The 8,749-nt window shown below is 46.5% G+C and carries 7 protein-coding genes and 1 pseudogene; 4 read left to right on the top strand and 4 right to left on the bottom strand.

Features of this window, described 5'->3' with window-relative positions; translation table 11 throughout:
* Nucleotides 1–424, bottom strand: a pseudogene (locus tag IQR33_RS32655) (thermolabile hemolysin); the annotation flags it as partial.
* Between the two features lie 466 nt (nt 425–890).
* Between IQR33_RS32655 and IQR33_RS08795 the strand changes: the two are divergent.
* Together IQR33_RS08795 and IQR33_RS08790 are read left to right on the top strand one after the other, a co-directional pair.
* Nucleotides 891–2,921 (top strand): S8 family serine peptidase, encoded by a 2,031-nt coding sequence (locus IQR33_RS08795; protein ID WP_025768035.1) that lies wholly within the window; start codon nt 891–893, stop codon nt 2,919–2,921.
* Between the two features lie 9 nt (nt 2,922–2,930).
* Nucleotides 2,931–3,293 carry an ATPase gene (locus IQR33_RS08790; protein ID WP_193838041.1) on the top strand — a complete coding sequence of 121 codons (363 nt, stop codon included), beginning with the start codon at nt 2,931–2,933 and terminating at the stop codon, nt 3,291–3,293.
* Nucleotides 3,294–3,378: 85 nt separating this feature from the next.
* Here the strand turns inward: IQR33_RS08790 and phnX are convergent, their stop codons facing one another.
* From phnX to phnW, 3 genes are all read right to left on the bottom strand, one after another.
* The gene (gene phnX / locus IQR33_RS08785; protein ID WP_017635088.1) at nt 3,379–4,194 is read right to left on the bottom strand and encodes a phosphonoacetaldehyde hydrolase; all 816 of its coding nucleotides are present in this window, start codon (nt 4,192–4,194) and stop codon (nt 3,379–3,381) included.
* 89 nt (nt 4,195–4,283) lie between these two features.
* Complete coding sequence (locus tag IQR33_RS08780) at nt 4,284–5,663, bottom strand: aspartate aminotransferase family protein (protein WP_017635089.1); 1,380 nt, start codon at nt 5,661–5,663, stop codon at nt 4,284–4,286.
* A 26-nt stretch (nt 5,664–5,689) separates the two neighbouring features.
* Entirely contained in the window at nt 5,690–6,793 is a 1,104-nt protein-coding gene (gene phnW / locus IQR33_RS08775) for a 2-aminoethylphosphonate--pyruvate transaminase (protein ID WP_005432490.1), read from the bottom strand.
* A 266-nt stretch (nt 6,794–7,059) separates the two neighbouring features.
* Between phnW and IQR33_RS08770 the strand changes: the two genes are divergently transcribed.
* Together IQR33_RS08770 and IQR33_RS08765 are read left to right on the top strand one after the other, a co-directional pair.
* Nucleotides 7,060–8,070, top strand: coding sequence for a putative 2-aminoethylphosphonate ABC transporter substrate-binding protein (locus tag IQR33_RS08770; protein ID WP_053304642.1), 1,011 nt, complete (start codon nt 7,060–7,062; stop codon nt 8,068–8,070).
* A gap of 506 nt (nt 8,071–8,576) precedes the next feature.
* The coding region (locus IQR33_RS08765) for an ATP-binding cassette domain-containing protein (protein ID WP_193843645.1) at nt 8,577–8,749 on the top strand (173 nt) is incomplete at its 3' end.

Below are 8,749 nucleotides of genomic sequence, written 5' to 3'. Positions count from 1 at the left end.
CTGGTTGCATTGCAGCATCATTGCTCCAGATCGTGTGGTTATAAGAATAACGATTGTCGGCAGCAAAAAATGTAATGTCTGCGTTCTCGTTCGCTAGATCTAGTGTTTCCTCACAACGCTGGCGAATTACGTTTTGTGAGGTATTGGTGTAGAACATGTTTTTAAATGAAACAGAGCTCCACCAATAACCATCGATAGTGAAGTCACTACCATCTTGGTTTTTTGCCCATTTCCAATCGGTAGCCGCATCGTCCTTGGAGTGGCTCGTACGATACCAGCATCGAACGTACGTATAAGTTTGATTTTCTTGCGCGCTAACCACTTCAGCCGCAGAAACCATTGCTGGTGATAAAGTTGGCTCCTCTGCAATGGCGGAGGCAAGCGGAAGTAATGCAGTTAATAGTGTGATTGTTTTTTTCATCATTCACTCTTCTTGTAATGGTTATTGTTCCGAATGCGTGAATACGCTCGGCTATAACAGTATTTAGATGAGAATTTTTCTCACTAAACCTTCTGATTCTGAGTAAATGCTCAAGACAGTCAACAACTAAATATTCAATATTTCAGTTTTGGCACCACGGTCAAAAAATCCATTCAGCATAGCAATCGATTAAATGGGTGATATTTAGAATAATTACTCACTAACATTAATTTAACATTCACTTTTTGTTAATTAAGTAATTGCTTTATAAGGTTTTGTCGGTGATTTTTAATGTTAACTTAAAGTGTTTATTGAATGATCTTTTGTACAAATTTGTATATTCATGAAACAAATTGTTTGGCATTTTTGCTCTGTAAACTATAGCTGAAGCTCTCATGCAAACATCATGATGATGACTTTTCATGAGAATATAGTGAATAAAAATTAGCTCAAATAAGGAATAGGGCAAATGCACTACACAACAAGTAAAAAACAAGGCTTATTTTCGTTGTCTGCCGTAGCAATAGCACTGACCACTTCGATGTCAGCGTTTGCGGCTCCACCAATGGGATTTGATGAATCTAAGTTACCGACGAAGTACATCGTCAAATTCAAAGAAGATGCAGTCAGCCGTTCTTCAATGGGTGGTAACTCATTCTGGGGGCCACGAATCGCGCAGGAGTCTGTTCTAGAACAGGTGAAGGCACGTAAGGTGGAAAAACTAGGCAATCGCGCCATTTACAGCGTTGAATTGGATGGCGATGACTTAGAGCCGCTTCGCAATCGTAGTGATGTGGAATACGTGGAAGTCGATCCACCTCGCTATTTGCTCAGCGAAACGACCCCATGGGGATATGAAGCGGTTAATGCTCAACTGCTAGCTGACTTCAATGCGGGTAATCGCACTGTATGTATTATCGATTCAGGGTACGACATTTCGCACAACGACCTAAGCGGTAACCGCGTTGCTGGTACTAACGATAGTGGTACGGGATCATGGAGTGATCCGGGTAACAACAATGCCCACGGTACTCACGTCGCGGGTACGATTGCTGCGATTGCCAACACCGAAGGTGTAAAGGGTGTGATGCCAAACCAGAATGTTAATTTGCACATCGTGAAAGTATTTAACGAATCGGGTTGGGGTTACTCATCTGGGCTTGTTAAAGCAATCCAGACCTGTGCCGATAATGGTGCTAACGTTGTGAACATGAGCCTTGGTGGTAGTCAATCAAGCCGAACTGAGCAAAATGCACTGCAAAATATTTACGATCAAGGCGTTCTATTGATTGCCGCTGCAGGTAATGATGGCAATACAGCGCACAGCTATCCAGCTTCTTATGACTCAGTGATGTCTGTTGCGGCTGTTGATAATCAAAATGATCATGCAGCGTTCTCACAATCTACTAATCAAGTTGAGATCTCAGGCCCGGGTGTGGCGATCTTATCAACGGTTACGGTAGGTGAAGGTAAACTTTCTGATATTACCTTGAATGGTGTAAGTCAGTTTGATCGTGGGATTGTTCCTCACAATCGTTTGATCAATAACGGTTCTTCGTATGTTCCGGATCCAATCGCGGGTTCAGTAACGGCAACGCTAGATAGCTGTGATGTATCTGGCGGTAACTTTAACTGTGGTGATATGTCGGGCAAAATTTGTTTGACTGAGCGCATTGGCAACCAGTCTTCAGGAAACTACCCTGAAGTGGATGCGGTTCAGGCTTGTTACAATGCGGGTGCGCGAGCTGCAATCGTATACAGCAACTCTGAACTACCTGGTTTACAAAACCCATTCTTGGTAGACACAAACAACGCTTATCGTATGGTTTCGGTAACGGTTGATCGTGCATTTGGTCAAGAGCTGTTGGGGTATGTTGGTCAGGAAATTACTGTTGCAACAACCTCTGGTGAAGATTACGAGTACTACAATGGTACATCAATGGCGACACCGCACGTAACGGGCGTAGCTGGCTTGGTGTGGAGTTACCACCCAACCTGTACCGCAGCGCAAGTACGTAATGCCCTAGTGAAAACTGCAACAGATATTGATGTTGCTGGTCGAGACAACCGTACGGGCCACGGCCTAGTTAATGCTGAAGCGGCGAAGCTGTTCTTGGACGCTGGCTGTAATGGACCTGATGGTGGTAGCTCTTCGGACTCTAGCTTCTCAAATACCAGCCCTGTTGCGATTCCAGATAATAAATCTTCTGGCGCAATCAGTGCAGTAGAAGTCGATCGCTCTGGTGATTCAGGCACAGTAAGTATTGACGTTGATATTAGCCACACTTACATCGGTGATCTACGAGTGACTTTAACGTCACCGACTGGTGGAGAAGTTGTACTTCACAATAATACTGGCGGCAGCGCTAACGATATAAAAAACACGTTCCAAGCGGATTTTTCTGGTTTTGAATCGCAAGGTACATGGGAACTAAAAGCGGTGGACAGTGCCAGAAGAGACACAGGCACCATCAACAGTTGGACTCTGACCTTTCAATAAGGAGTGGCTATGAAGAAGTTGACCTTACTTTCTTTGTCTGCGGTAGGCGCTACCGCACTATTGGCAATCGGACTGAGCTCAAGCAGCTTGGCAAACAATCAAGGATTTCCTCTCGTGGATGAACGCCAAGATCAAGCCGAGCAGCAACCTGCACGTTACTTTGTTAAGTATCATGAAGGAAAAGAGAGCGAAGTGAGAGCGCTTCTTCGTCAGCACAACATTGAAGTAGTCGACGCTCTGGTGAAACAACATGTGTTGATTGTGGTGGGTGAACAGGCGGAAGTCGATAAGCTCGCCGCTCACGATGCGGTCGAATACACCGAGCAAGAGCCGACAAGGAAGCTGCTATCTAACGGAACTACGCTTCAATAAGCCAAACCTCCTTAAGATAGTGCCAAAAAGAAAAGCGCCCCTCACGTAAGGGGCGTTTGTTTCATTTATTTGTGGAAGATGAAGACTAAGGACGCTCACCTGCTGCTAGGCGACGTTCGATATCTGCAACCACTTCTGGGAAGTCAGCGATCGTATCGATAAGGTAGTGCGGCGAGCTCTTGAGCAGTTTTGCACGCGCTTTTTCACGAGCGGCATCAAGCGTTGCTTCGTCCGCGGCTTGGTATTCTTCAAAAGTTAGACCTGCTTCGTTACCAGAAAGCAGCAAACCAACGGTCCACATACCAGCGTTATGACCTTCATCGATGCCCGGTGCGGCGTCATCCACTTTGATACACTCATTAACGTCGGTAACATTCAGCTCAATCACGTTTTTCAGTGCCATAAATGGTGCTGGGCGACCACCTTGCGACAGGTCATCCGTTGCTACTACGTAATCCGGTTTGTAGCCGTAATCCGCAGCCACAGGAATCAGCACATCCATCACTTCGCGGGGGTAACCAGAACAAGAACCGATCTTGATGCCTTTGTCTTTCAGACCGTTCACAACTTCAATCGCATTAAGGATTGGGTCTGCATGGTCCGCCACTTTTGCTTTTTGTAGCGGCATGAATGCTGCGTAGATAGCGTCGATATCTTCGCTGGTCATTGAGCGACCAAACTTCTCATTCCAGCGCTTATCAACGGCAGGAATACGACCCACTGCTTGGATGTGATCCCACTTGCCAAGACCCATTGGTTCGCGCGCTTCTTCAAGGTCGATTTCAAAATCAAAGCCTTGTTTGAATGCTTCCACAAAGATGCTAGTTGGCGCAAAAGAGCCGAAATCGACGATAGTGCCAGCCCAGTCAAAGATCACTGCTTGAATTGGTGAGTTGCTCATGTTCAATCCTTTTTCTTGCTTGCCAGAGCGCTGCCTACACATTGGAACCGCGCTCTGGATAAATTGGTTTTTGTTGAGGTCAGTCGACCCTAAAAGTAGTTAAAGTCTTTGCACACTTTGGCGATGGCTTCTTCGAAAATTGCCAACGCTTCTGTCAGTTGTTCGCGAGTGATGATCAGCGGTGGGCTGAGTTGAATCACGTTACCTTGCGATACCTTGAAACTCACTCCGTTGTTGAGGCATTGGTACAGCACAGCTTCCGCTTCGTCATACGCGCGTGCTTTGCTTTCGTGGTCAGTGACCAGTTCAATGCCCCATAACATGCCGATGCCACGCACATCACCAATCACTGGGTACTTAGCTTTCATCTCTAGCAACTTTTCACGCATGAACTGGCTGTCAGCTTTGGCTTTATCTAGCAAGCCGTCTTGCTCAATAGCTTCCATGGTTGCCAGTGCTGCAGCACAACCGATAGGGCTTTTCTCATGAGTGTAATGGCCCATGGAGATTTGCTCGGCGGTGTTGTATTTGTCTTTGGTTACCATGGCCGCGATAGGCACTAAGCCACCACCCAAACCTTTACCGATGCAGAGCATATCTGGCTCGATGTCGTAGGCTTGGTAGGTAAACCATTCACCACTGCGACCCATGCCGTTAGGGATGTCGTCGATGATCAGCATGACATTTTGTTTGTCACAGATTTCGCGGATGCGTTTCCAATAGGCTTTACTCGGCACTTGTACGTCGGTATTACGAACTGCTTCTGCGATAAACGCGCCCACGCCACCTTCTTTCTCAATCACGTATTCGAGGTAATCGGCGTAATGCACATCGCTGCCGTCCGCGACTGGGAAAGCACCACGGTAAGATACGGCTGGTGGGATTCGCTCAACACCTGCCATTAATGGTCCCATACCTTGGCGGAAACACGCTTCGCCGCCCACTGAGATGGCATCCAACGATGCGCCGTGGAAGGAATCCCACAGAGACACCACCTTGTAGTTGCCCGTGATGTGGCGCGCTAGTTTAAGTGCCATGCCAACCGCAGATGTGCCACCCGGAGCAAACAGCACGCGATTCAATTCGCCGCCACAGATTTGGGTGAGTTTTTCGGCACATTCAATCGCAGTTTCATTGGTAAAACGACGTGGTGAAAACGGCAGTTTGGTAATTTGCTCTTGCACACGTTTAATCACATGCGGATGACCGTAGCCTAGCTGATGGACGTTATTGCCATGGAAGTCCATGTACTTTTTACCGGTAGCATCTTGGATGTAGATGCCTTCTGCTGCTTCCAAGGTATCTAAGCAAGGCGTTGACATGGCTTGATGAAGAAAGACCTCCGAATCACGCTTCAACAATGCTTGCGTGCGTTCGTCGTCCATCGATGCATTCCAAGCTTGGCGCGCTGGTGTCGTGTTGACATCACCTTCGCTGCGGAAATGGGTCGGTTTGATATTCTGAGTCATAACGCTCTCTCAATCAGAAGGCTGCTTTACGCAACTTGCCAGTACATTGCTTTTTCAATCGCACCGATTAAGCGCTCGATATCTGCTGGGTAAACTTCACCAATGTTGCCGATGCGGAAGCAATCTGCGTTCGATACCTTACCCGGATAGATCACGAAGCCCTGCTCTTTCAAACGTGTGTAGAACGCTTTGAACTGGTAATCACTGTGCGTCGGAGAGTAGAAAGAAGTGATGATTGGCGAGTGAAGGTCATCACTCAGTAGCGGTTCAAACCCCAAAGAGCGCATACCTGCAACCAGTGTTTTCTGGTTAGTTTGGTAGCGGTTATGACGAGCCTCAATGCCGCCTTCTTGTTCCAGCTCTAATAATGCTTGATAGAAAGCGCGAACCGTGTGCGTTGGAGACGTAAAACGCCATTTGCCGTGGTTCACTTCCATGCAGTGCCACTGGTCGTAAAGATCAAGGCTCAAAGAACGAGCCTGACCTTGGCACTTTTCTAGCTCAGTTTGTTTCGCAATCACAAAGCCAAAACCCGGTACGCCTTGAATACATTTGTTTGCAGAGCTGATCATAAAATCGATGCCTAGCTCTGCGATATCGATAGGAATGCCACCAAAGCTCGACATGGCATCGAGAATCACGACTTTACCGTGTGCTTTTGCCGCAGAAGCAAATGCCTCAATTGGATTCAGCATGCCAGTGGTTGTCTCACAGTGAACAATCGCCACGTGTGTGATCGCAGGATCCGATGCCAATGCAGTTTCCACCTCGTTCAAGTGTGGCTGTGATGTTTCGCCTGGGGAAACTACATGGCATGGAATATTTAGGTAATCAGCGATCTGAGCGATACGCGCACCGTAAGCACCGTTGTCGACAACCAACAATTTTCCATCTTTGCCAATGGCACTGCCAATCGTTGCTTCTACTGATGCGGTGCCGCTACCTTGCATTAGTACGCTGGTGTAGCCGTCTTGCTCCGTCGCCAGTTTTACAAGCTTAGTGCGGATCACTTCTACAATGTCTTTGTTGTATTCATCATCCCAAGTACACCAGTCTTTTAGCATGGCTTCACGTACTGTTTCAGAAGTAGATAGAGGACCTGGAGTCAGTAGTAGGTATTCGTTTTTCATCTCGATTTCCATCAGAATAGGCTAATTGGTCTACACCAAATTTCGAGTTCACTCTAGCGAGGAAGAAAAGGGCAGTAAATAGGCGAATGTCCAATTTCATAAAACTTTAATATCCAGAAAATGGCGGATCAATTGAACGATTATTCATCGCAAATTTTCGTAAAACTGCCATTTAATGGTCATGATTTCGTCACAAAGACTCAGTAGGGTGTATATCGTCAACTGGTACAGACCAAATGAAAACTTAGCCAAATTAACTGGAGAAAATGATGGAAAACCGTTTGATGAAAGGATCGCTGGCTGCACTTGTCTCTCTGCTAGCTACGAATGCAATGGCAGCACAGGAAGTCACGGTTTACACCGCTTTCGAAACTGACATTCTTGCGAAATACAAGTCTGCGTTTGAGAAAGATAACCCAGATATCAAGATTAAGTGGGTTCGCGATTCCACTGGTATCATGACGGCGAAATTGCTGGCAGAGAAGAACAACCCTCAAGCGGAAGTGGTTTGGGGTCTTGCTGGCTCGTCAATGGCACTGCTTAAAGATGAAGGTCTTCTTAAGCCTTACACACCAAAAGGTTTGGAAGAGCTGCACGCGAACCTAAACGACCCTCAATCAAACCAAGCTTGGTTCGGTAACGATGCATTCTTTAACGCAGTTTGTTTCAACGAAGCGGTAGCGAAACAACTTAACCTACCGAAACCAACGTCTTGGGAAGACCTAACGAAGCCGGTTTACAAAGGTCACATTGCAATGCCGAACCCAGCGTCTTCAGGCACTGGCTACATGCAGGTTTCTGCTTGGCTACAAAACATGGGTGAAGATCAGGCATGGAATTACATGCGTGACTTAGACAAGAACATTGCACACTACACGCACTCTGGCTCTAAGCCATGTGTTCAAGCGGGTATGGGTGAAGTGGCTATCGGTATCTCGATGGCAAGCCGCGGCGCGAAGCTGAAAACACAAGGTGCACCACTAGCGGTGATCACACCAAAAGGCATCGGCTGGGAATCAGAAGCCGTTGGTCTAGTAAAAGAGTCTGATGCAGCGAAACGTGTTGTCGACTGGTCAATCTCTAAAGCAGCAAACGAGCTTTACGTAGAAATGTACCCAGTGGTTGCACATAAAGAAGTGAAAGCGACTGTGTCTAACTTCCCGAACGTTCAAGAGAACATGGCGAAGATGGACTTCGCGCAAATGGGCAGCAAGCGTGCAGAGATTCTAGCGGCATGGTCTGAGAAGTTCGACGCGAAATCAGAACCAAAGTCTTAATCGAATTTGCTTTGAGTGGAATACTGAAATCCACCTCGGTTGAGGTGGATTTTTTGTTTTCTCTGTTATTTCAGAGTTTGCTGAAAGTAGATTCCTAGTCTCACCTAGGTTCGCTGGAATGACGGACTTAAGAAAGTTGGGAGCTTCTATCCGCACTCACAACGTCATTCTCGAGAGCGACGGAGGAGTGAGTCGGGAATCTCAGAAAATAGTGCTTGTAAGAAATTCCGGATGGCTCGCTTAGGCTCGTCCGGAATGACGATATTAAGCATATGGAGTGTAAGTCAAAGCTCGTAATTCTAGGCAATACGTGTGATTCAGAATTTATAATCCACACTCACCACGTCATTCTCGAGAGTGACGAAGGAGCGAGTCGGGAATCTCTAATTGTCACGTAAACAAACTTCGCTTCTCTTCATCTATTTGTCATCTTCTGGCTATAAATTTGTCATTGGAACGTAACACTCCAAAACTAAAGTTGGTATATACCATTTGGAGCATGTGTTATGTCAACTAACCAACATTACCTAAATATTGAAAATGTAGTGAAGCAATTCGGACAGTTCACTGCATTAAAGAAAATCTCGCTAGCGATTGAAAAGGGCGAGTTTGTTTGTTTTCTTGGTCCTTCTGGCTGCGGTAAAACCACTCTGCTACGTGCCATTGCAGGTTTAGACTT

This window comes from Vibrio sp. OPT46, from assembly GCF_015163535.1.
In the GTDB taxonomy this organism is placed as follows: Bacteria; Pseudomonadota; Gammaproteobacteria; order Enterobacterales; family Vibrionaceae; genus Vibrio; species Vibrio alginolyticus.
Note: the sequence above shows the minus strand (reverse complement) of the source record. Positions and strands in the feature narration are given on the sequence as shown.

Excerpts from the sequence above, each read along its gene's own strand:
- IQR33_RS08780 (WP_017635089.1), bottom strand. The coding sequence starts at position 5,663 with ATGACTCAGAATATCAAACCGACCCATTTCCGCAGCGAAGGTGATGTC.
- IQR33_RS08795 (WP_025768035.1), top strand. The coding sequence starts at position 891 with ATGCACTACACAACAAGTAAAAAACAAGGCTTATTTTCGTTGTCTGCC.
- IQR33_RS08790 (WP_193838041.1), top strand. The coding sequence starts at position 2,931 with ATGAAGAAGTTGACCTTACTTTCTTTGTCTGCGGTAGGCGCTACCGCA.
- IQR33_RS08770 (WP_053304642.1), top strand. The coding sequence starts at position 7,060 with ATGATGGAAAACCGTTTGATGAAAGGATCGCTGGCTGCACTTGTCTCT.
- phnW (WP_005432490.1), bottom strand. The coding sequence starts at position 6,793 with ATGAAAAACGAATACCTACTACTGACTCCAGGTCCTCTATCTACTTCT.
- phnX (WP_017635088.1), bottom strand. The coding sequence starts at position 4,194 with ATGAGCAACTCACCAATTCAAGCAGTGATCTTTGACTGGGCTGGCACT.